Below are 21944 nucleotides of genomic sequence, written 5' to 3'. Positions count from 1 at the left end.
CGACCGCGTCAGGGGATCCGGGGGCAGCGGTGATGCCCCCGGAGGAGGACGCGAGGGCGTGGAGGGGGCGGTGGTTCAGGCGGAGGCTACTCGCATCCCCTGCCCTTCCCGCTCCGGGGGGACGGCAGAAGCACCTCCCCGGCCGCGGTCGTCCCTGGCGCTCCGCCCGGGCCCGAGGCCGTGCTCTCGTCGTCCCTCCACCCCGTCAGGGCGATGTCGGTCCTGGACGAGGCGTTCAGCTTCCGCATGATGCGTGCCACGTGATGTTCCACGGTCCGGGTGGAGAGCACCAGGCTCTCGGCGATGTCCCGGTTGGCTCGGCCCTGGACGACGAGGCGGGCGACCTCCTGTTCGCGCGGGGACAACTGGTCGCCGTAACCGATGCGGCCGCGGCGGTGGGTGGTGACGATGGCGTGGCGCCGAAGGAGTCGTTGACAGCGGGCCACGTCCCAGCGGGCGCCCAGCCGGCGGTACACCTCGACCACGTCCTGGATGCCGCCTGCCGCCGAATCGCCGTGCAGGCCGAGCAGGCAGCGTCCTCGGGCCTCCGCGGCCCGCGCGGCGTCGAGGGGCCGGCCGAGCTGTCGCCATCGCGTCTCGGCGTCCGTCAGCAGTCCGGCCGCCTCGTCCGGCCGGTCTGCGGCCTGGGCGAGCAGTGCCTCGCACATGGTCAGGGCGATGCGTGGAGCGGGTGCGTCGCGGTCCTCGGTCCCGGCCGCGAAGTCGTCGACGAGTCGTCGGGCGCGCGACGTCTGACCGCTCCCGTGGAGGGCTTCGACCGCGACGGGCAGCACCTCGCCGGCCCACACCCAGCCGCCGGTGCGTTCCAGCCGCCGCAGGACCGGCTCGACGGCGTCGCAGGCCTGTCCGGGCCGTCCGGCTTCGAGGTGGACGCGGGCGGTGGCGGCGGCCGAGGCGGTGAGGATGAACCCCGTGTCGTAACGGGTGGTGCGGGCGGCCTCCGCGAGGTCGTGGCGGGCCCGGGGAACGTCGCCGAGCACGTGCAACGCGGTCAGGCCGCGGACCAGCATCGCCTCGGCGGTCAGGTCGGGTATCTCCTGGTAGAGCCGGGTGGTGTGGTCGGCGGCGGCGTGCAGGTCGTGCCAGTGGCCCGCGTGCCAGGCGAGGACGAGCCGTGCGGTCTGGACGAGACCTTCGAGGTACGGGCTGCTGGAGTCGGCGAGCCCGTCGACGGCCCGGTCGAGGAAGTCCCGCGCTCGGGCACCGTAACCGAGGGCGCTGGACGCGTGCGCCAGGTTGGTCCAGCCCCGGGCGTGGTGCGCCGCCTCCATCGCGGATCCGGCCGGACCGCGCAGGGCTTCCGCGGCGAGCCAGGCCCGCGGGTCTCCCAGCAGCATCAACGCGGTGGCCCGGTTGGCGGCGATGGCGGCGCGGGCCACCGGATCGGTGACCCTCTCGACGAGCGTCTCACCACGGTCCAGCCAGTCCTGGTGCCGGCCGACGGGCCAGCCCTGGATGGAGGGGATGGCGGCGACCGCCATGGCGCGCGCCGCGGTCTGCGGGTCGGACGCCTCCAGGTCCGGGATGGCGCGGGCCACCTCGTTGAGGCTGTCCAGCGCCCCTCCGCTCTGGTTGCGCAGGACGACGCTCAGGTGCAGGCGGATCTCACCGCGCAGACGCGGTGGCGGATCGTCCTCGTCCAGGACCGTCCGCACGGCGGCCACCACGTGCTCGCCGGCGCGCGCCAGTTGCGCCGTGCGGGCCAGTTTCGCGGCGGTTCGGATACGTCCTCCGGCACGCGGATCCTCGGCGACGGCACGGGTGTAGAGGCTGGTGGCGGTGGCGTAGTCGCCGGAGGCGGCGGCCCGGTCGGCAGCCGCGACAAGGAAGCGCACGCCGTCGCGGACGCGTCCGGCGGCCGTGTACAGCCGGGCGAGGTCGGTCAGCGGCAGCGGCCCGTCGCCGTTCCGGTGCAGGACGCGGGCGGCACGCAGGCTCAGCCGGGCCAGGTCGGGCCCCGGTACCCGCTCCAGCGCGGCCCGGCGATCCAGCGGATGCCGGAAGGCGGGGCAGGGTCCCTCGGTCCGCAGTACGGACTGTCGTCCGCACGCGTCCACGGCCGCGTCTGCTCGTTCGGGTGCGACGTCCGCCACCTCTGCCAGGAGGTCGACGGGCACGGGACGGCCGAGGACCGCCGCCGCGGCGACCATCCGACGAGCGTCCCCGGTGAGCGGAGCACACCGCCGGGCCAGCTCACGCCGCACGCGAACGGGCACCCCCGTCTCCCGTACGGCTGTGAGCAACGCCCCGGTGGGCGTGCCGTCCGACCCGCCCGCCCTCAGCAGTTCGCCGGCCTCCTCCAGCAGTGCCACGGCGGCCCCGGGCAGTCCGCCCGACAGGTCGTGAACGAGCGCCGCGAGGTCCCGGCGCTCGTCCGTCCGTACCGGCCGGCGGCCGCCGAGCCACCGCCGGACGCACTCGTCCGTCTCCTCCGGCGTCCAGGGCCGCAGGCCGACCTCCTCGAAGCGGGTGCCTCCCGTCCCACGGACACCCAGCACCGGTAGCCCCGGTGCGGCGTCCTCGGTGACGACGAGCCGCAGTCCGGTCGGCATCGCTCCCGCCAGGTGGTGGAGCAGGCGGACGGTTGCCGGGTCCGCGTGATGGATCTCCTCCAGGACCAGCACGGTGTCACCGAGTGATGCCAGGAACGCCCCGATCGCGCGGGGGAGCAGTCCGCGTCGCACCTCCGGGTCGCCCGCCGCCCCGGGTGGTCACGGCAGCCGGTCGGCCAGCTCGGGTACGACGAGTCCCACGACACCGGTCACCGGGGGGAACGGCCGGACGGGGAGACCGGGGCGGTACGGCAGTCCGGCCAGGGCATCGGTCACGGCACTCAGCGGCATCGCATTCACGTCGTCGCCGTTGCCGCCACCGTCGTCGCCGCTGGCGCTGGCGCTGGGGCCGGCGCTGGCGACGGCGACGGCGACGGCGCTGGGGAGCGGATGGCGCTTGTCGGCCGACGGTTCCCCGTTCAGGCCGGGGCTGGGGCACGTCGCACGCAAGGGGGCCGACGGTACGACGGTCACGCTGCCGCCGAAGCACGTCCCGCGCAGGTGGGTCCACTCCGCGAACTCCCTCCCGCCGAGCACCTCGTCCACGAGCCGCGACGTTCCCGTCCCGGCTTCCCCGCGTACGACCGTGAGGCTCTGCCCCCCACGTAGGGCTTCCCGCAGGCGTCGGGCCTCCTCGTGCCGGCCGACGAAACCGCCCGCTACGGCCGCCTCTTCGCTGTGGCCCGTATCGAAAGGGTGTCTCTGCACGGCTCCGCCTTTCACCGCCGCCTCACTCGGAGGGTCCGCCGGACGTCGCGGTGGCCCTTCGGCCGGAACCCCTGTTCGGCGAGCGACGATCTGCCCTGCCCGACCTCTCAGCATCCGTTGAGCAGGTGGTCTACCCGGAGAAGGACCGAAGTCGCAATAGGGGACGGGCACCTAGTGATTGCGCCGGACGCTTGGTGGGTGCCGGATGGGTAGGGCGTGGGCTCCCGGGTTCTCCGGGTTCTCCGGGTTCTCCGGCTTCTTCGGGTCCTTCGGGACCTTCGGGGCCTTCGGGGCCTCCGGGGGCATGGGTGGCTCGGCACCTGGGTGCCTGGATTCCCGGGTGGACCGGGTGGACCGGGTGGCCCGGGCGGCAGTCGTCGGGCGGCATGCTCCCCGTCCCCGCATCCCCTCCCCCACTGCCCCCGCCGTCCCCCGCTCGCTGCTCTTTGGGTAGCGGTACGGATTGCTGCGCTCCTCCCCTGTGGCCGAAGCTCTGGGCGGTCCGGTGACGCCGTCCCCGTACGCCGCGGTTCCCCAGCCGGTGGACGTACGGGGTGGCAGCACCCCACGCGGTCGTTCGGCGTGACCGGACCTCTGTCATTCGGACTCCGGACGACACACGACGCACAACGCACGACCCGTCACATCACGCCCCGTCCCGTCACGTCCCGCCGTGGTGGGCGCCGACACCCGAAGGCGACCACCCGAGCACCCACGGCCGACATTGTCATGATCCCTACAGGTCTGACCTGCCTGGCCGGTCGGCGGCGACCCCCCCGGACACGCGCTGCCCCACCCCGGCGGCGCGTGTCCGGAGTCCCCCGAAGCGACGGATGCCGCCCTCCGGACCCGAGCCGGGTCCGGACACCTCTCAAGGGAGTACACAGACATGGAGTTCGAAGCTCGCGCCGTCCGGCGCCTGCTCGCCGTCAGTACCAGTGCCGCCCTGCTGGCCGTGGCCGCCTCCACCGCGTCGGCCACCGCCGTGCCCACGCCGCCGGGCGGCGAAGGCCGCATCGTCGGCGCCGACCGCCCCGGCGCCGTCGAAGGCTCCTACATCGTCACCTTCAAGGACTCGGTCGCCCGGGCCGACGTGCCCGCCTCCGCGAAGGCGCTGGCCCAGCGGCACGCGGGCAGCCTGCGCTACACGTACACCGCCGCACTGCGCGGCTTCGCGGTGCGGATGAGCGAGGGGGAGGCACGGGAACTGGCCGGCAACCCGTCGGTGGCCCGCGTGGAGGCCGACGCGGCGGCGTACGCGGTCGGCACCCAGCCCAGCCCGCCCTCCTGGGGCCTGGACCGCGTCGACCAGCGCAACCTTCCCGTGGACAAGAGCTACACCTACGGCACCACGGCCTCCAACGTGAACGCGTACATCGTGGACACCGGCATCCGCATGAGCCACGGCGACTTCGGCAGCCGCGCGGTCAGCGGATACGACTTCATCGACAACGACTCCAACGCCTCCGACTGCCAGGGACACGGCACCCACGTCGCAGGCACCGTCGGCGGCAGCTCGTACGGCGTCGCCAAGGGGGTCAAGCTGATCGGCGTTCGCGTACTGAACTGCCAGGGCACCTCCGGTGACACCTGGGCCCCCGTTCTCGCGGGCATCGACTGGGTCACCAAGAACGCGGTCAAGCCGGCCGTGGCCAACATGAGCATCGGCGGAGGCAAGACCCAGTCCGTGAACGACGCGGTCGCCACCTCCATAGCCTCCGGAGTCACGTGGGTCGTCGCGGCCGGCAACAACAACGCCGACTCGTGTTCCTACTCGCCGTCCTCCACCCCGTCCGCCCTCACCGTCGGCGCCACCAACAGCCGGGACGCCCGTGCCACCGGCTGGTCCAACGGCCAGGGCTCCAACTACGGCACCTGCCTGGACATCTTCGCTCCCGGCGACAGCATCGTCTCCACGTCCAACTCCGGTGACTCCGGCTCCCAGTCGATGAGCGGCACCTCCATGGCCGCGCCGCACGTCGCCGGCGCGGCGGCCCTCCTGCTCTCCGCCAACCCGACCTGGACACCTGCCCAGGTCCGCGACAAGCTGGTCGCCGACGCCACCTCCGACAAGGTCACCGACCCCCGCGCCGGCTCCCCGAACAAGCTCTTGTACACGGGTACCGGTGACACCACCCCGCCCACCGGCACGAAGTTCGAGAACACCGACGACTACCAGATCCGTGACAACGCCACCGTGGAGTCACCCGTCACGGTCACCGGAATCACGGGCAACGCCCCCTCGAACCTCGCCGTCAGCGTCGACATCCGCCACACCTTCCGCGGCGACGTCAAGGTGGAACTGGTCGCCCCCGACGGTGGCGTGTTCCTCCTGAAGAACTACAACTCCGCCGACGGCGCCGACCACATCCAGGGCACGTTCACCGTCAACGCCTCCACCAAGGCCGCCAACGGCGCCTGGAAGCTCCGCGCCACCGACAACTGGGTCAACGACACCGGCTACATCAACGCCTGGTCGCTTCAGTTCTGACCCCGCGCCTCCCACCTCGCGCACCCGGCTCCCCATCCCGGGGTGCGGCTCCGCCCCCGACGACGTACGCCGGGGGCGGAGCCGGTCTCGTCGTACACGAGCTCTACGGCGTGCTCCACGACGTGGTGACGGCCCGTAGATTGACCTGATGAGCAGGGACATACGCGTTTCCTTCATCGGTGACTCCTTCGTCCAGGGGATCGGCGACCCGGAACACCGTGGCTGGGTCGGCAGAGTTCTGCAGGCAACGGCCAGTGAGGTGACGCCTTTCAATCTCGGCATACGGCGCAACACCTCCGACGACGTCCTGCGTCGCTGTTGGCAGGAGGTGGAGCCCCGGACCCTGCCGGGCGCCGACAACCGCCTGATCGTCTCCTTCGGAAGCAACGACACCGTGGAGGAGGACGGCCGCGTCCGCGTCGACCCGGCCCGTTGCCTGGACAACCTGGCGTCGATCCTCGACGGGAGCCGGCAGCGGGGGGTGACCGCGCTGGTGATCGGCCCTCCGCCCGTCGTCGGGGCGGGTGAGGCCCATCTGCGGCGGGCCCTGGAACTCGCCGAGGAGATGGCCGCGATCTGCGGTCAGCGTCAGGTGCCGTTCATCGCCACGACCCGGGCGCTCGCCGAAGACGCCACCTGGATCAGGGAGGCACTGGCCGGCGACGGCGCCCATCCCGGCAGCGGCGGCTACACGAAACTGGCTGACCTCGTTCTCGCCGACCTGTGGCACGACTGGATCACCGACCCGCACCGCTGACCAGGACGCGGCGCTCCAGGCGTGATCTTCCGGCACAGCCGCGGCCAGGACCTCCCCCACGACGAGCGCGTGATGGTGGCCCTCGACGACGGTCGGCACCGGGCGGCGAGGACCAGGGCGGGAATCGCCCCATGCTGATCACGGAGACCCACGGCTGTAGCGTGCGGGCCATGACGATGGTGACGCGCGCGGTACACGACTCCTGGGCGCGCACGTTGCTCGTGGACGCGGGTGTGGATCCGAGCGATCTGCGACTGGACGTGCCCGAGCACGTGGACCGTGGCATCGCCCTCGCCGTGAGCGGGTTCGACTCGAAACGCTCCGAGCTGGTCGCGGGCGCGGTCTCCATCGCCGGGGGCATTCTGCGGCGGTGGCGTACGCCCCGGCCGGAGTTGGTCGCCGGCCTGGTCCGGGTCCTGGAATCCCGTGAGTTCCATGCCAGGGGCGACGCGGCGATGGTGTTGGCGCGGCTCGTCTCGCCGGACTCCACGCAGGACATCACGTCGGCCGTCCCCGCGCTCATCGCGGCCGCCGACGACTCCTCCGACCGGGTTGCCGGGCCGGCGGCGCTGGCTCTGGCCCGTCTCGACCATCCGGGCGTTCTGGACCCGGTGCACCGTTGGCTGGCCTCAAGCAGCGGGCTCCCGTTCTTCCAGGTGACGTCACTCGGGGAGGTCCTCCACCCGATGGTGGGGCGCGCGGACGCATTGCTCCCGGGAATACGTCGCACCCTCCTCGACTCGACCGACAACGAGGGCCTGCGTCCGGTCCTCACGACACTGGCCGCGTGGGGTCCCGCGGCGAGCAAGGCGGTTCCTGAGCTCGTGTCGACACTCGCCACCCGCAACGTGCGTTGGGCCTGCGACGCGCTCGGCGGTATCGGCCCGTCGGCGGCGCCCGCGGCGAGCAGCCTCGAAAGTCTCCTCCGAGGCGTCACGCAACCACCGCGTCACGACGGCGGCACCCCGTTGCCGCGCGGCATACGAAGATGGCACGGCGCGCAGAACGCGGCGTGGGCTCATTGGCGGCTCACCGGTGAATCAAGGGTCTTCCTGGCGTTCCTGGAGGACGCGGCGTCCCGGGGCTTGGTGCACGCCAGCCTCAGCCGCCTGGCGGAGCTGGGGCCACAGGCGACGCGATACGCGACTGCGGTCCGGCCCTTGCTGGAATCGCCCGGCCCGTGGACCCGCGTCCAGGCCGCCCATGCCTGGTGGCGGATCACCGGCGACACGGGCGCCGCCGTCCCGGTCCTCCTGGCCGCGCTGCAGCCCCTGAGGTCGGGCGAGGCCGACGACCCCTGCCGCGCGGCAGTCCGGTACATCGCCCAGATCGGCGCTCCCGCCCGCGCCGCCGCGCCTCTGCTCGAAGGCACACTGTCGTCCGAACGCCGCCTCCCGGGAGACGTCTACTCCGCGGCGCGTACGGCGCTGGCGGCTTTCGGCGACGGCCTCCGCCTTCGATGAACCACCGGTCCTGCTCTCCGCTCGACGCACGAACCTCCACGGGCACGGCCCCGCAGGGATCGTGACATGGACCGGCAGTCGGCCGGCGGCATCTGCGGGACGCCCACCGGCATGGGAGTCCGGCCAGTCCCGGGCGCCGGGCGCGCTCGGCGTCGCCGGACGCTCTCGGCGTCACCCGGAGCGCTAGGGGGTCGCCGGGCGCCTCGCAGCTGCCTTCTGGGGCGCGGAGAAGAGCGTCCGGCACTCGCAGCCCGCCCCCTGGAATTGATCTGCGTCACTTGGGCAAGATTCTTTGCTCAATCGGGCTTCCGCCGTCCCTGGGGAGTAGGACAACCCCTTTGAGGAGGAGCACATGGAAAGCAGGCCGCTCCAGGAACCGGTAGAGCTTGGGACCCGTCCGGCGGTCCTCTGCTTCGGCGTCTCCCCTGACGGCGAGTCGCACCACGCCGCGGATCTGGGCCGTGAGCTCCTGGCCGCCGGCACATGCCCTGTCGTCGCCATCCCTGACACCTCCGAGTTGAGGCGGCTGCTGCCCGACGACGACGTCGTCGTTCTCTACTACCCGGGCCATGGCGACCCCGCGCCCGGGCACGAGCTGACGATCTTCGGGTCTCGCGGCAGCCTGAAGCGTCAGGACCTGCTGCACGCCTACCCGCGGGCCCGGTCGTGGACCCTTTTCTCCGCCCAGGACCTCTGCCGTCCCCTGGCGGTGGGGGTCGCCGCGGTCGCGACGACCGTGCCGATCCTCGTCAAGACGAGCGTGGAGTACCGGGCGGCGATCACCGCCGCTCGCACGTGGCTGGAGGGGGACACGACGGCGCCGGCGAGGTTCGCCACCGAATGGCTCGGCATGTCCGTCACGAAGGCCAACCACTGCTCCGAGGCGGTTGCCACCGCGTTGATGGACGACTGGTGGTCGGTCGCCGCATCGTGGAGCGGTGAGAAGGTCATCAAAGAGATCAGACGATGGAGGAGCTCGTCGCCGACCCGTCCGGTTCGGCCGAGGACCAGGCGCTTCCCCGCCTGGCCGCTCTCGACGCCCCGTGCGTCTCGGTCGTCCTGACCGGCCTGGACGAGCGGGAGGCCGAGGTCGCCCTGGCGTACGCGATCAACGCGGGGATCGACTGGACGCAGGCAGCCCTGCACACCGGTGTTCCGGTGAGCTATGGCACCAGGGTCGCCAGGAAGCCGGCCAGGCTCGGCAGACGGCACCGGGAACGAGCCCGTGGCATCACCACCCACACCGGATCCGCCCGGTGCCCCCATGGCCTCTTCGCCGACGAGGGAGGGCAGCTCTGATGCAGACGCTGACCGAGGAGCAGATGCGCGGCCTGCACGTCGTGCTGGAGGCCGCGGCGCGCGAACACGCCCGCACCCGGCTGGTCGCCAAGGCCGCCCACAGCAACCTGCGACAGGCGCGCCGACGGCACCGCCGGGCGGTGACCCGCTCCCTGCTGCGCCGTACGACTTCCCGGATCCGTACCGTGGCGACGTACGGCTTCGCCCTCTGCGCCCTGGTCTTCTTCGTCCTGGGCTCTCACCTGTACTGCACCCACCAGCCGGGCAGCGGCGACAGCTTCAAGGGTGCGGGCGCGGCCGCGGCCATCGCCGCCGCACTGCGCCGCCGTCCCGAGGGCCATCCGGCCGACAGCGTCCTGAACAGGCCGCGCAACCGGTAACCGGGGACTGGGGAAACGTCAACCCACGTCCCACGTCCCATTCCGCCGAGGCCGGTCCCGTCCCCAGGAAGGACGGGACCGGCCTTTCTTGTGTCCTGCGCGGGCCGGTACGGCTGCGGACACTGCTACGCGTCCGGTGCCCGCCCGTCGGCCGCGTCCCGTACCGGCCGAAGCAGACCTGGATGGGCAGCCGGGACTGCCCGCCTGTGCGACGTCATGGCGTGCCCGGTCTCCCGGGGATGCGCGGGTCCCCGGGCCCGGCATGCCGCCACGTCAGGCACCGGCGGTGACTCCTGCCTCCGGGAGCAGTTCGGGCATCCCCCCCCCGTCAGCACGACCACGCCGACGACCTCGCCGGCCTCGCAGCGGCCGACCCAGACGGGACAGGTACCGTCCCCCGTCGTCGCGAAGGCCACCAGCTCGCCGCCGGAGACCTGGTCCCGGGCACGCAGCATCAGAGAGCCGCCGCCGACAGCACCGGTCCGACGAAGCGCTGTCACCGCCGTTCGTTGATGGCTGCGACCGGCGCTGTCGCCTCGTAGCGCAAGGAGAGTCCGTCGTATCGGGTGGCGTCGGCGTGGACGCGCTTGCGCTGGCCGACTTCGGGAGCCGTCGGCAAAGGCGTCGCTGTACGTGTCTACCGTCTGCCGCGTCGCAGCGCAGATAGTGCTGCTGTCGGCCCGCGCCACCGACCGCGCGCCGCCCCCGCCGTGCGCCTGCCCCGCCGTACGGCTCGGGGCTGGAGCCGGGAGCCGAGGTGCGGGCGCGACGGGCTGTCTCCTTCGGATCGTCTTCCCTGAGCAGCTTCCTACGGATCACCACACAAGGTTCGGGCTGTCAGTGATGGGATGACTCCATGCGCCCCGAACACTGTGTGACCCGGAACCACATCGACGTGTGGAATGAACGTGTGCTGCCGCCGGGCCCGGAACGAGTCAGGTTCCGGACGGTACTGCGGGGCTCACTCCTGCCGGTCCTCGTCTGGATCGGCGCCGTGTCCTTCGCGTCCTTCCTGTACGCCCCTGTCGTCGCGGTGGTCCTCGTCGGGCTTTTCGCGTTGTCGTTCATCGTGGGGTTCGGGCTCCGCCGCAGGGCGAGGCACTCGGTTCGGTGCAGCGTCTACGGTGCGCTGGGAGGAGTACTCGACAAGTCCCTTGCCGGGTTCTGAGACGTTGCCGCGGCTCAGTCCCGCGCGGGCCCGTTGCAGTGGCCGCATGCGGCGCGGTGCGCTGCGTGGGCGCTCGTGAGGGTGTCGATGTCGGTGGCTGTCGCCGTTGTGGAGGCGGAGGCGAGGGCGTGGAGGGGCACCTGGGCGCCGTCTTCGAGAACGAGGCCGGGAGCGCCTGTTCGGAACGGTCCGATGCCCTGGGTTGTGGTGCTGACCTCGCGGATCTTGCACCAGGGGATGGTCCGGGACCGGCCCAGGCCGCGCTCCGTGATCCCCGTGGCGTCGACCCGCACGCCCATCGATCCGCCGCGGACGGCGATCCACACACCGAGAACCGCACACGACACGTAGATGATGACGCCCGCCAGGTCATGGGCGACCTTGACCGTGCACACCGCGCCAAGCAGCAGGAACAGGCTCCCCACCGCGATCAGCGCGACGTTCTGCCCAGTGCTGCCCAGGCGACGGGCGGGGCTCGGGAGGCTCGATGCAGGTCCCATGAACAGGGACCCTATGCCACCTCCCCGGACGCTCCAGGGCTTCGGCTGCCCAGCCCGGGTCGAGTCGCGCCAGGCCGGCCGGATGTGGATCATCGAGCTTCTTCGAGTCGCCACCGACCGGGTGATCGTGACTGAGCGCTTCGCTTGGCAAGCGGGCGCGTGAGGTGGCGACGGGTGCATCCGGTGCCGGCGGCTTGGTGAGCCGGGACTAGAGTCACCCTCGATTTGGCCCTATTGGACGGAAAATGTGGCGGGCAAGGGCAGGTGAGCGACGATCAAGCTGTCAGTTGCTGACCATAGGGTCAGGCCTATGACAACAGACCTGGTCGAGGACGCGTGGAACCGCGTCGACGCGTGGCTGCGCGAGCACGCGCCTCGTACTTTCGCCACGCTTCAGCCGCCCGCGCACGATGAGGAGATTGTGGCGGCGCAAGAGGAACTGGGTGTCATCTTCCCTCCGGACCTGGTCGCTTCACTGCTCCGGCACAACGGGGCGATGGACGGGACGGATGCTTTCCTGTTCAGCACGGAAGACCGGCTGCTCGGGGTGAGCGGGATCGTCGAGGATACCGGCTTCATGCGCGGCCTCGCCCACGACCTTGCCGAGGAGGAGGCCGAGCACTACTGGCATCACGGCTACGTGAAGTTCGGTTCCTATGGGGTGACATCGGACGGTCTCATGATCGATTGCCGCACTGGGCGGGACTCCTTCGGCGCGATCGGACGGTTCTTCGACGAGACCGGCACCAGCTTCGGTCAGGCCGACTCTCTGGGTGGGTATCTGGCAGAGCTGGCCGGCCGGCTTGAACGCGGGCAGGACGGTGGTGTCGTGACGTTCAACGGCCGGCTGTTCTGGGAGACGGCCATGTCCGCCCGCCCGGAGTGGGGCAGCGCCGACGACCCCCTTCCCGTACCGGATGAGCGCCTACCCGAGCTGGACCTTTCCTGCGGTCCCACCGACCTCCTCCACCCGAGCTACCTGGACGGATTCGAGGAACTCGGTGCGCTGCTCGCGGTCCTGCCACGTGAGCAGGTGGCTGAGGCTGCGAGGAAGCAGCTGCGCAGACTGGCGGTCGAGACGGGCCTGATCAAGTACCCGGAGGTCACGTCGGCCCTGGACGCGTCGGAGCGGGGTGAAGCCCCACCAAGGCCGGACCAGACCGACCCGCTGGCCTTGCGACTGCGCGCGGTGCTTGCGCAGGCGAACACCCACCGAGACGTCACTCGCAGGTGGGCCGCGGAAACGATGGCACACGGCATCTGGGGATCCCCCTACAGGTCCGTGTGCGAGAGCGCGGGGGTCCGGAGTCGCCTCTCTGTCGACTGGCGTGCGGATCTGCATGCGGACCTGGGTACTCCGCCGCTGCCACCGATACCTGACGATCGGTTCTGGGGGACCCTGCGCAACCCCGCCATCGACTCCAGCTGGTACGCCGCTCAGTACACCCAGGATCAGGCCTGACCCGAGGGGCTACGGTTCCGCGTGAGCGCTTCATGTGGCGGACATCGCCAGATGAAGCGCTCGATCACAGTGACGGATCGTGAAGCGCAACGAGCATCTCGACGGGCCCGTCGTTCACCGGCAGCCCGGGCCGGCACAGGCTCGGCTCCGGCCGGCCGATAGGCGAGGGGGAGCCCGGCGGCCCGCCGGTACGGCGTCGCCCATGGACCACGGGTTGAGGCGCTGGCCCCGCAAGGGCCAGCCCCCTCAGCCGTTCCGGGCGGCGCCGCGCGAACTCCAGCGAGGCATATCGCCGAGAGAGTGCCCGGCGACCAGAGCCGGCCCGCGGCCGAGCGAGTGCACCGCGGAAGCGATGATCTCGGTCGCCGCGTTCAGGCTCCAGGGCTGAGCGGAGCGGGCACCGTGGCCTGGGAGGTCAACGGCGGCTGCCTGGAAGTCCTCCTGAAGCGCGACGAGCTGTGGGCTCCACTGTCCCGCGCTGAACCGGGTCCCGTGGACGAGCACGATGGGTGGTGCATCCACTGCCGTCATGAGTTCCCGGATCAGCGCTCTCCGGGCCGAGTCTGCCGACGGGCACTCCGGCGCTGAGACGCGAGGGTGCCGGGCAACTGCTTTGTTGCGTGATGGTGTTGCGGGGTTATGCCGCGCCGTACGGTTGCTGTACCGGTCGGCGCGTCACGGTCACCCTGTCCGGGTCGCGACTGGGCAACCATGCCGACTGATCTGCCGGGACCTCACCAGAGGCCGGGCACTCTGCCCGGCCCCTCTGTCGGTCAGGCGACCGTCCCGCCGGCGTTGCGGATCAGCCGTTGGAGCACCTTCAGCGTGGTGACGTAGTCCGCGTCGGCGATGCCTTGGTGGAGGGTGGCGCGGATCGCGGGGGCATTGCGCGCGAGGTCGACTCGGGCCTGCTCCCCCTCCTTGGTGAGCCACAGCCGGTCCTCGGCGTCCCGGACCAGCCAACCGCGCCCCAGGAGCACCTCGGTCTCTCCCGCCAGATCATCTTCGGGCCGGATGTAGGAGGCCATGGCTGCCTGCAGCTCGGGGAGGGTCATCCCCTCCCCATCGGGCGAGATGTCGTTCTCCGACAGGTTGCGCAGCAGCCAGAACTGGGGCTGGGTGTAGCCCTTTTCGGCCTGCTGGGCCCGGGTGTACGCGATGAGTGCCTCGTAGGCGACGCCGGTCCAGTACGCGGCGGGCTGGCCGGCGAGTTCGGCGTCGGAGAGCTGCTGGGACGTCATGGAATTTCCCCTCCTGGTACTTCGATTGCGGAGCCTGCACACCGTGCAGGTCAAGCACCGAACCGTATGACCTCAAGTTTGGTTGAGGTCAAGCGGGTGATCTTCCGGACGCCGTCGGAGCGGAACGCCAGAAGCCCCTGCCTTGCCCCGAACATGAGACGTTGATCAGGTCCGTGGGACGGTCCCGGGATGGCCGGTAGGGATCTGACGGACCAACAGTGGCTTTGTCCAGTAACGGTGTTGCCGGTGAGGTGGCGTAGGGCCCAGGACCGGCGGATGGCTTCCATGAGGCAGGCGGCGTCCACGCACGGCTACCGGCACCCACGCACGGCCACCGCCGGCACGAGCGGCCGCCGGGGCTGTGCGGCGCCAGCCGTGTCTGCGAGCGCCATTGGCCAACTGCTGCGGTTCCTTTGGCGGGAGGGCGATGAGCGCGCTATCCGCGCCTTGGTCAACCGACGTCCGCGTGGGATCCCTGAATATTCTGGGCCGACGCGCCCGGTTCGGGGCCCGAATGGCCCACAGCGTCGGCTATTTCAGTTCCTGGTCGCGGAACCGGTACCTGCCGAAGCGGCAGAGTCAATCACCGGCCGAGGCCTTCCGCGCTACCCAGACCCTTGAACCGCCTCCCTTTCAGCCGCGAACGATTGCCGGACTCGACTTCCCTTCAGTCTCCTCCCTCGGCGCGGAAACGCGCTGAACTGCGCCTTCGTCGCTCAAGAGAGGTTCCCTTGAGGCGACATGCCCTTGCGGCGCAGCCGCGCGGCAGCGTTCGCGATCGGTCAATGCGGTCTCGCACGCCGAACAAGATCTGCTCATCCAGGGGGATTTAGCAGACACACGGTGGTGGGCGGGATGCTGGTGCGCACGGTCCTCGCGTGGCTCTCTCGCCTGTCGGCATGGACAAGAAAACTCCTCAGAAGGGCTCGTGCGGCAGGCCGACCTCTCACCCGCCGCTCTTGAGGCAAGTAGCATCCGGCAGCAATACCCATCCCCCGATGAGGAGCGTGGACTTTCGTGGTCAACGAGCCGGTCAATCCCCCGATCCAGACCAAGTACGCGGAGCAGCTTGTCGCCGACCTCGCTGCCAACCAGACACAGCAGGCCGAACTCGCTGTTCGTCTGAGCCAGCTCCAGGAGGAGGAGAAGTGGCTCACCGCTACGCTGCAGTCCCTGCCGGCCGCCGGCGGTGGCAAGCCGGTGAACGACAAGGTCCCGGCGGGCGCCGGTGCTCCGGAGACGGCCGTTCCGCAGCCGAGGGCTGCGAAGACCGCGAGTCCCGCGGCCCCGGCGAAGAGGACGCCGGCGAGGAAGGCCACCAAGGCCAAGCCCGCCGCCAAGAAGGCTCCCGTCGTCGAGGCGTCGGCCAAGGAGGTTCCCACCACGGCGGCCCCGGCCGCTGAGACGGCTACGGTCGAGAAGGCTCCGGCTGCGAAGAAGACGACCGTCAGGAAGACCGCGGCGGTGGCGGCCGAGAAGACCGTGAAGTCCACGGGTCCGACGCTCGGGGAGCTCCTCAAGGCCCTCCTCGCGCAGCAGCCCGGTGAGCCGAAGAAGGTCAGTGAGATCAGCACCGAGCTGAAGGCCGCTCACCCCGAGCGCGCGACGTCGGACCAGGTCGTCCGCAACACCCTGGAAAGGCTGGTGGCGAAGGACGGACTGGACAAGGACACCCGACAGGGCATCGCGCTCTACAGCTGGCCCACTCCGCAGACCGCCACCGTCACGGCCCAGGTGAAGAAAGAGCCTGTCGAGGTGTCGGCGGCCGCGGTCTGACGAGGAAGGTGCGGAACGGGGGACAGAGCCCCCGAGCCGTGTGCTTGCGGCCCCGATGCCCAACCGGCGTCGGGGCCGCAGCCACACGAGTCCGGTCGTGGGCGCGGCACGCCACGGGCAGGGGCCCGGGCCCGGGCACAGGCACAGGCACAGGCACAGGCACAGGCACAGGACAGCACCCGATCGGTGGTCCGCAGGCGGTCCAGGTACCCACCCGTGCTCGGTCGTCGTGCGGCCCGATCGTGGCTCGGATCAGTGGGCGCCGCACTCCGCGGTGAGCTCCGCCAGACCCGTCGCCGACGTGGTCGCCCGCGTCGCGAGAGGTCTCGCGCGCCTGCCCCACCGGCCGCTGCCCCCTCGCCCAGGGCGGCGTTCGGGCAGGATGAGCGCCATGCGCACCCATCAGCACCGTGCCACCGCCGCCGTCGGCCTCCTCCTGCTGGCCGCTCTCGCCGCCGGATGCGCCGACGCCGCCGACGATCCGAGAGCCGCCTCGTCACCGTCCGGAATGCCTGTCTGTCCCATGCCGAACGAGCCGCCGCTCGCGACACCGGTACCGTGCATCTCGTACGACCCCGACAAGCGGTACGCCGAGAACCACGGCTACCGGCGTGAGTTCGAGATAAGCGACCAGCAGCGCGCCGAGGCGGCGGGGAAGGCCGAGGCCCTCCGCGCCGCGCTCGCGAAGCTCGCGGGGAAGCCCGTCGACCAGGCGGAGGTGCGGGCAGCCGCCGCCCAGGCCCTTGGCCTTCGGTCGAACGCTGTCGAGGTACGGGACGATGCCTTCGGGGCGCCGGCCAAGAGCATCACCGTCGGCGGCGGGCGCGGAAAGGTCTGTGTGAACGGCCACCTGGAGGAGAACGGCACGGCAACCGCCGAGGTCGTCGGGCGCACCATGGACGGCTCGTGCATCCCCAGCCCCGGCGGCCACTGACCTGGCTCCGACCACGCTGCCGGGAAGAGCGGGAGCGCGTCGTCCACCGCGCACAGCAAAGGTAGTCCGACCTGCGGCGTGGCGCCGGTGCTCGTCGGGAGAGCGGTCACGACGGCGTACGGGGTTGTGGGGCGGGAGGCGGCGGTGACGCTCAGAGGGTGCGCCTCGTCCGGCCTGGCCCGCGTCTTGGCCAGGCCGGGCTTCTCGGCCCGGTGCCGTGGCCGGTCGCCTGCGCACGCTGTCCCGACGAGCCGCTCACCGGGACGGGGCTACCCGGTCGTCACACAGGCGCACCGCGAGGGCGGCGATGTCGTCGTCGAGGCGTCCTCTGGTGTAGCGGAGGAGGTCGTGGTGGAGCGTCGCGAGAAGGTCGCGGGGTGGCGTCAGGGGCTGTCGGCGCATCCAGGCCGCCAGCGGGAAGAACTCGCCGCTACGATCGCGCGCCTCGGCGATCCCGTCGGTGTAGAGGAGCAGGAGGTCACCGGGGGCGTAGTCGCAGGTGTCGACGTTGTAGTGATCACCCAGCAGGTCGGCGAGGCTGAGCAGAGGTGAGGGGGTCTTCGACTCGAGGACACGGAGAGTCCTGTGGTTGAGGAGCAGCGGAGGCGGGTGCCCGCAGTTGAGGACGTCGATCCGCCCGCCGTCGTTCGGGATCTCGACGAGCAGCGCGGTGGCGAAGCGCTCCATCGTGCCTTCGGGGGGATAGGCGCCGTTGTAGCGCGTGCAGCTGGCATCGAGCCTGCGCGCGACGTGGACCATGTCGGCCTCGCTGTAGGCGGCCTCGCGGAAGGCGTTCACGATGGCCGCGGCCGCTCCCACCGCCGGCAGGCCCTTGCCCCTGACGTCACCGATGAGCAGTCTGACGCCGTACGGCGTGTCGATCGCCTCGTAGAAGTCCCCTCCGATGCGGGCCTCCGCCGCGGCCGCGAGGTACAGCGACTCGATCTCGACGTTCCCGAAGCGGCGTGGCATCGGGCTGAGCACCACTTGCTGCGCCGCGTCGGCGACGAGCCGTACCTGGAGGAGGGTGCGCTCCCGCTTCAGCCGTACGTGGCTTCCGTACGCGGCGGCCACGGTGACCGCGATGATCCCCGCGGCCGTCCACCACGTTCCCAGGTCGGGGAAGACGAGGCTGAGGCCGATCATCAGCAGCAGGCAGACCGTGCCGAGCAGGACGGTGGGCAGGACCGGCCACATGGAGGCGGCCAGAGCCGGTGCGGCGGGCAGGAGGCGGCTGAATGCCATTTCCGGCGGTGTGGTGTAGGCCAGACCGGCGATCACGATGGTCAGGATGACCGGCGACAGCCGCACAAGCGCCCCCTGGCCACGGCGTCGGCCAAGCCGTGGCCGCAGCCGGAGCCCTAGCCGTCCAGAGTCGATCACACCGGACAGGATATCCACACAAACGGAACATAGCGCTTCAGGGGATTCTCATCGGCTGCTGAGGGAGGTGAAGGTCCGGGGGCGGCACTGTCGGCATGCGGCCCACGCGGCACGAGCTTCGGGATGCCATTCCTCTACGGACCGCCTTGAACCGCGTTCAGTGCCCCACTGCCACTGACGTGGCGGCCAGGGGCCACGAGGGTCGGACACTGCCCGCACTCGGATGACGGCCTGCGGTGAACCCGACGTACGAGCGGCTCTGGCCCTCGCCACCCGATGCGGGAGCCCTTCGGATCCTCGCCTCCCCCACCACCTCCACGAGACGCGCGGGAATGCTCTGGCCCGGCGAATCGCCCAGGCGTTCTCTTCCTCCGCCCCCTGCGGCCGGCACATCCCGGTCGTTCGCACGAGCATCCCCCGCGCGTGGAGGGCAACCCGACTATAGTCCGTCCGTGAATGACGATCACGGAAAACTCCTCGCGGGCCGCTACCGGTTGACGCACCTTCTCGGCCAGGGCGGTATGGGTGCGGTCTGGCGGGCGCACGATGAGCAGTTGGGGCGCGACATCGCCGTCAAGTAGTTGCGGCTGCCCGAGTATCTGGGGGATGCCGAGCGGAAGAACTGGATAGCCAGGCTCGACCGTGAGGCCAGAGCGGCCGCCCGGCTGAAGCATCCGGGGATCATCACCGTTCACGACCGGATAGCCGGACCTGACGGACGGCCATGGATCGTCATGGAGTTGGTGGACGGCGGTTCCCTGGCCGACCTCATCGCCGCACAGGGCGCGCTTCCGCCGCGGCAGGTGGCCGACATCGGCCTGCAGGTGGTCGCCGCGCTCGGCGCCGCGCATCGGATGGGGATCACGCACCGCGACATCAAGCCCGCCAACATCCTTCTCGAAGAGGGCCGGGTCGTCCTGACGGACTTCGGGATCGCCGCCCTTGAGGGGGATGCCACCCTGACGGCAACCGGCATGATCATGGGGACGCCCGCGTTCATGGCTCCTGAGCAGGTTCGGGGTCTTCCCGCGACGGCCGAGTCGGATCTGTGGTCCCTGGGCGCGACGCTCTACGCCGCGGTGGAGGGGCGTGCTCCGTTCGAGGGGACGGCTCCCAGCGCGGTACTCGTCGCCGTCGCGACAGAGGAACCCGCTCCGGCCACGCGGGCCGGGACCCTCGGCCCCGTGCTGGACGGACTGCTGCACAAGGATCCGGGCGCGCGCCTGCCCGTGGAGGAGCTGCGAGCCCTCCTGACCCAGGCCGCCTCGGCGCCGTCCGCTCCCCCGGTGACCCCGGCCGCTCCCCCGGCGGTGCCCACCGCGCCGTCGTGGAGCCTGACCGCCCAGGACCTCGCCGCTCAGCCGACCGTCGGACCGGGGTCCGCCGCACCACCCGCTGCCGCGTCCAGCCGGAGCAGCCCACGCCGTCGGGCCGTGCTGTCCGGTCTGGCGGTGCTGGTGCTCGCAGCGGCGTCGGTGACCGGCTACGCCGTCTACACCAAGGCCAGCGACGGCCAGGACTACGAGGACAACCGGCGCGCGGCCGAGGCACTCACCGCCCCTTCGGGCTTCACCAGGGCCTCCGCGTCCCGCACCCCGGAGGACCTGGAGCGGGTGACGTACACGAAGGACGACGCGTGCGACGACCTGTGCGCCGACGAGCTCGCCACGGTCGGCCAATGGATGAGGCAGCTGCCGGGTATGGCCGCGGTCGGGGGTGTCGAGACCGCGCTGGACAAGTGCCTCAGGACGGTGGAGGGGTGCGTCATTCCGGTCACGTCGGCGTCCTCGTACAGCGAACCGACCCCGCGGCACGCCGTGTTCCGCGCGGCGAACGGCCGGCTGTCCTTCCTGGTGGACGTGGGCAGATAGGATATCCAGGGGTGTGGTGCCGGAGCGATCGGCCGCACACGACCTAGCCTTGCGTGTCACGGGCCGTGCCCGCCGTCTCGGGTGTGGCCCGTCGGTGACGCGGGAGCAGCGCGGTGTCGCGGAGCACGGCGGCGTCACCGCCGGGGCGGGAGGGCCTGCCCGTGACGCTGCCCAGCCAGCCGAGGGCGAATCCGGCCGGGATGGAGACCGGGGCGACGGACTGGACGGGCAGCCAGGCGAAGTCGTGATGCGGGAGGAGCGACGAGGGGATGCCCGAGACCACGGGGGTGAAGGCCTGGAGGACGAGGACGCAGGCCGCGCCGCCCGCGAGGGTCCACAGCAGGCCCCGCTCGGTGAAGCGGACCCAGAAGAGGGAGTAGACCAGGGCGGGCAGGAGGCTGGAGGCCGCGAGGGCGAGAGCGACCCAGCTGAACATCTGCATGTTCCACGCCAGGGCCGCGTACGTGAGCGTGATGCCCACCGCGCTCACGGCGACCGCGCCCCAGCGGGCGGTGCGGATCTCGACTCCCCTGTCCTGACCGTCCGTACGGCGCAGTGCGTGCCGGTAGAGGTCGTGGCCGATCGCGGCCGAGGCAGTCAGGGTGATGCCCGCGATGACGGCGAGTGAGGTCGCGAAGACGGCGGTGGCGACGAGGACGAAGAGCACCGCTCCCGGCCCGGAGCCGGGGCCCCCGGCGAGGGTGCCGGTGGTGAGCATCAGCGCGCCGGTTCCTCCGGGGCTCACCGCGGCAAGCTTCGCGCCTCCGACGGTCGCCGCGGTACCCAGACCGATCAGCACGGTGAACGCGAGGACGGCCCCGACGACGACCAGCGCCCCGCGAACGGAGCGGCGCGCCGCGACGGGGCCGGGCGTGGCGTGCAGCCGCATCAGGACGTGCGGCATCACGGCCGCTCCGAGCACGATGCTGAGCTGCAGCCCGACGAAGTCGAAGCCCCAGCTGGCGCTCGGGTTGGAACGCTGCAGGAGTCCCGGCCGGAAGTACGCCCGACCGGCACCGTTGGTCGCCCCGGCGGCGTCCAGCAGGGCGGCCGGACTCCAGCCGAAGCGGGCGAGGAGCGCGCCGGCGACCAGGGTCAGCGCCATCAGGACGACGACCGACTTCGCCGTCTGCAGTGCGGTGGCGCCGCGCATCCCGCCGACGGCCGTGGCGCACGTGATGAGCACCCCGGTCATCACGGCGATCGCGCGTTGGGCGCCGACGGTCTCCAGGCCCAGGAGCTGCGCGGTCACCAGTGCCACCGCGGAGAGCTGCACGACGAGGTAGAGCAGACACACGAGCAGGGTGACGACGGCCGCCGTGACCCGGACCGCCGTCCCCGGCGCCCGGTCCGCGAAGACGTCGGCGAGGGTGAACCGTCCACGCGCCCGCAGAGGGCCGGCGAGGAAGAGCAGGACGACGAGGGCGGCCAGCGTGCTGCCCGCGACGAACAGGCCGTCGAACCCCATGAGGGCGACGGTCCCCGCCGTGCCCACCACGGTCGCCGAGGAGACGTAGTCGCCGGCCAGCGCGAGGCTGTTGCGCAGGGGTTTGTCCCTGCGCCGGCCGACGTAGAAGCTCTCCGCCTCCTCGCGCTGCGGCCCCAGGAGCAGGCAGGCGAAGAGTGCGGCGACGACGACGAGAAGGAAGCCGATCAGGACCGCGCTCCGCGTGTCACCGGCGGACACGGACGGCTCGGCGGCGAGGAGGACGTAGGCGGTCATGGCTCTCCGGGGCACGGGTGGGGAGGGAGGAGGGCTCACCAGAACACGGTCCTGGCCGTGGGGGCAGGGGGCGCGTCCGCAGACGGGTCACCGGCACACCGGAACGGCCCGGGGATCTGTGCGCCCGACCAACGCCTGCCTCGCCGAGGGCCGTCCCGTCGAAGTGGCCCCGTGCGAGTGGGTGTTGTGCGCCGGTACAGCCCGCGAGCGGACTC

18 protein-coding genes and 1 pseudogene are annotated in these 21944 nt (G+C 71.4%); 10 read left to right on the top strand and 9 right to left on the bottom strand.

Annotation, left to right across the window (positions count from 1 at the left end):
* Positions 1 to 86: 86 nt before the first annotated feature.
* Positions 87 to 2705 (bottom strand): LuxR C-terminal-related transcriptional regulator, encoded by a 2619-nt coding sequence (locus ACRRSS_RS17995; RefSeq protein WP_435972150.1) that lies wholly within the window; start codon positions 2703 to 2705, stop codon positions 87 to 89.
* Between the two features lie 27 nt (positions 2706 to 2732).
* A complete protein-coding gene (locus ACRRSS_RS17990; RefSeq protein ID WP_435972149.1) occupies positions 2733 to 3119 on the bottom strand; it encodes a hypothetical protein in 387 nt (128 codons plus the stop codon).
* A gap of 1051 nt (positions 3120 to 4170) precedes the next feature.
* On the opposite strand from ACRRSS_RS17990, the gene ACRRSS_RS17985 reads away from it, so the two are divergent.
* The 3 genes from ACRRSS_RS17985 to ACRRSS_RS17975 all read left to right on the top strand — a co-directional run bounded on the left by ACRRSS_RS17985 (position 4171) and on the right by ACRRSS_RS17975 (position 7992).
* Positions 4171 to 5772: a S8 family serine peptidase gene (locus ACRRSS_RS17985; RefSeq protein WP_435972148.1), complete on the top strand. Its 1602-nt coding sequence runs from the start codon at positions 4171 to 4173 to the stop codon at positions 5770 to 5772.
* Positions 5773 to 5920: 148 nt separating this feature from the next.
* Positions 5921 to 6529, top strand: coding sequence for a GDSL-type esterase/lipase family protein (locus ACRRSS_RS17980; protein WP_435972147.1), 609 nt, complete (start codon positions 5921 to 5923; stop codon positions 6527 to 6529).
* A 170-nt stretch (positions 6530 to 6699) separates the two neighbouring features.
* Positions 6700 to 7992: a HEAT repeat domain-containing protein gene (locus tag ACRRSS_RS17975; RefSeq protein ID WP_435972146.1), complete on the top strand. Its 1293-nt coding sequence runs from the start codon at positions 6700 to 6702 to the stop codon at positions 7990 to 7992.
* Between the two features lie 648 nt (positions 7993 to 8640).
* On the opposite strand, the gene ACRRSS_RS17970 is transcribed toward ACRRSS_RS17975, so the two are convergent.
* Positions 8641 to 8943 (bottom strand): hypothetical protein, encoded by a 303-nt coding sequence (locus tag ACRRSS_RS17970; protein ID WP_435972145.1) that lies wholly within the window; start codon positions 8941 to 8943, stop codon positions 8641 to 8643.
* 15 nt (positions 8944 to 8958) lie between these two features.
* On the opposite strand from ACRRSS_RS17970, the gene ACRRSS_RS17965 reads away from it, so the two are divergent.
* Both ACRRSS_RS17965 and ACRRSS_RS17960 read left to right on the top strand, forming a co-directional pair.
* Positions 8959 to 9291, top strand: a complete 333-nt coding sequence (locus tag ACRRSS_RS17965; protein WP_435972144.1) for a hypothetical protein — start codon at positions 8959 to 8961, stop codon at positions 9289 to 9291.
* Positions 9291 to 9671 (top strand): hypothetical protein, encoded by a 381-nt coding sequence (locus ACRRSS_RS17960; RefSeq protein WP_435972143.1) that lies wholly within the window; start codon positions 9291 to 9293, stop codon positions 9669 to 9671. The genes ACRRSS_RS17965 and ACRRSS_RS17960 overlap by 1 nt, the downstream gene beginning before the upstream one ends.
* Before the next feature lie 496 nt (positions 9672 to 10167).
* Here ACRRSS_RS17960 and ACRRSS_RS17955 read toward each other — a convergent pair whose 3' ends face one another.
* Together ACRRSS_RS17955 and ACRRSS_RS17950 are read right to left on the bottom strand one after the other, a co-directional pair.
* Positions 10168 to 10290 carry a hypothetical protein gene (locus tag ACRRSS_RS17955; RefSeq protein WP_435972142.1) on the bottom strand — a complete coding sequence of 41 codons (123 nt, stop codon included), beginning with the start codon at positions 10288 to 10290 and terminating at the stop codon, positions 10168 to 10170.
* 563 nt (positions 10291 to 10853) lie between these two features.
* Positions 10854 to 11339 carry a PH domain-containing protein gene (locus ACRRSS_RS17950; protein WP_435972141.1) on the bottom strand — a complete coding sequence of 162 codons (486 nt, stop codon included), beginning with the start codon at positions 11337 to 11339 and terminating at the stop codon, positions 10854 to 10856.
* A gap of 310 nt (positions 11340 to 11649) precedes the next feature.
* On the opposite strand from ACRRSS_RS17950, the gene ACRRSS_RS17945 reads away from it, so the two are divergent.
* The gene (locus ACRRSS_RS17945) at positions 11650 to 12801 is read left to right on the top strand and encodes an SMI1/KNR4 family protein (RefSeq protein ID WP_435972140.1); all 1152 of its coding nucleotides are present in this window, start codon (positions 11650 to 11652) and stop codon (positions 12799 to 12801) included.
* 170 nt (positions 12802 to 12971) lie between these two features.
* On the opposite strand, the pseudogene ACRRSS_RS17940 reads toward ACRRSS_RS17945, so the two are convergent.
* Together ACRRSS_RS17940 and ACRRSS_RS17935 are read right to left on the bottom strand one after the other, a co-directional pair.
* Positions 12972 to 13332, bottom strand: a pseudogene (locus ACRRSS_RS17940) (alpha/beta fold hydrolase); the annotation flags it as partial.
* A 242-nt stretch (positions 13333 to 13574) separates the two neighbouring features.
* Positions 13575 to 14042: a MarR family transcriptional regulator gene (locus ACRRSS_RS17935; RefSeq protein ID WP_435972139.1), complete on the bottom strand. Its 468-nt coding sequence runs from the start codon at positions 14040 to 14042 to the stop codon at positions 13575 to 13577.
* A gap of 1017 nt (positions 14043 to 15059) precedes the next feature.
* On the opposite strand from ACRRSS_RS17935, the gene ACRRSS_RS17930 reads away from it, so the two are divergent.
* Together ACRRSS_RS17930 and ACRRSS_RS17925 are read left to right on the top strand one after the other, a co-directional pair.
* Positions 15060 to 15818 carry a hypothetical protein gene (locus ACRRSS_RS17930; RefSeq protein ID WP_435972138.1) on the top strand — a complete coding sequence of 253 codons (759 nt, stop codon included), beginning with the start codon at positions 15060 to 15062 and terminating at the stop codon, positions 15816 to 15818.
* 391 nt (positions 15819 to 16209) lie between these two features.
* Complete coding sequence (locus tag ACRRSS_RS17925; RefSeq protein ID WP_435972137.1) at positions 16210 to 16752, top strand: precorrin-3B C(17)-methyltransferase; 543 nt, start codon at positions 16210 to 16212, stop codon at positions 16750 to 16752.
* A 255-nt stretch (positions 16753 to 17007) separates the two neighbouring features.
* On the opposite strand, the gene ACRRSS_RS17920 is transcribed toward ACRRSS_RS17925, so the two are convergent.
* The gene (locus tag ACRRSS_RS17920; RefSeq protein ID WP_435972136.1) at positions 17008 to 18063 is read right to left on the bottom strand and encodes a PP2C family protein-serine/threonine phosphatase; all 1056 of its coding nucleotides are present in this window, start codon (positions 18061 to 18063) and stop codon (positions 17008 to 17010) included.
* A gap of 524 nt (positions 18064 to 18587) precedes the next feature.
* Here ACRRSS_RS17920 and ACRRSS_RS17915 point away from each other — a divergent pair.
* Positions 18588 to 18716 carry a hypothetical protein gene (locus ACRRSS_RS17915; RefSeq protein ID WP_435972135.1) on the top strand — a complete coding sequence of 43 codons (129 nt, stop codon included), beginning with the start codon at positions 18588 to 18590 and terminating at the stop codon, positions 18714 to 18716.
* Positions 18717 to 20006 carry a serine/threonine-protein kinase gene (locus ACRRSS_RS17910; RefSeq protein WP_435972134.1) on the top strand — a complete coding sequence of 430 codons (1290 nt, stop codon included), beginning with the start codon at positions 18717 to 18719 and terminating at the stop codon, positions 20004 to 20006.
* 43 nt (positions 20007 to 20049) lie between these two features.
* On the opposite strand, the gene ACRRSS_RS17905 is transcribed toward ACRRSS_RS17910, so the two are convergent.
* On the bottom strand, positions 20050 to 21729 hold the full coding sequence (locus ACRRSS_RS17905; protein WP_435972133.1) for a sodium:solute symporter family transporter: 1680 nt from the start codon (positions 21727 to 21729) through the stop codon (positions 20050 to 20052).
* Positions 21730 to 21944 lie beyond the last annotated feature (215 nt).

The sequence above is a fragment of the Streptomyces sp. Qhu_M48 genome (assembly GCF_051305195.1).
Taxonomy (GTDB): Bacteria; Actinomycetota; Actinomycetes; order Streptomycetales; family Streptomycetaceae; genus Streptomyces.
Note: the sequence above shows the minus strand (reverse complement) of the source record. Positions and strands in the feature narration are given on the sequence as shown.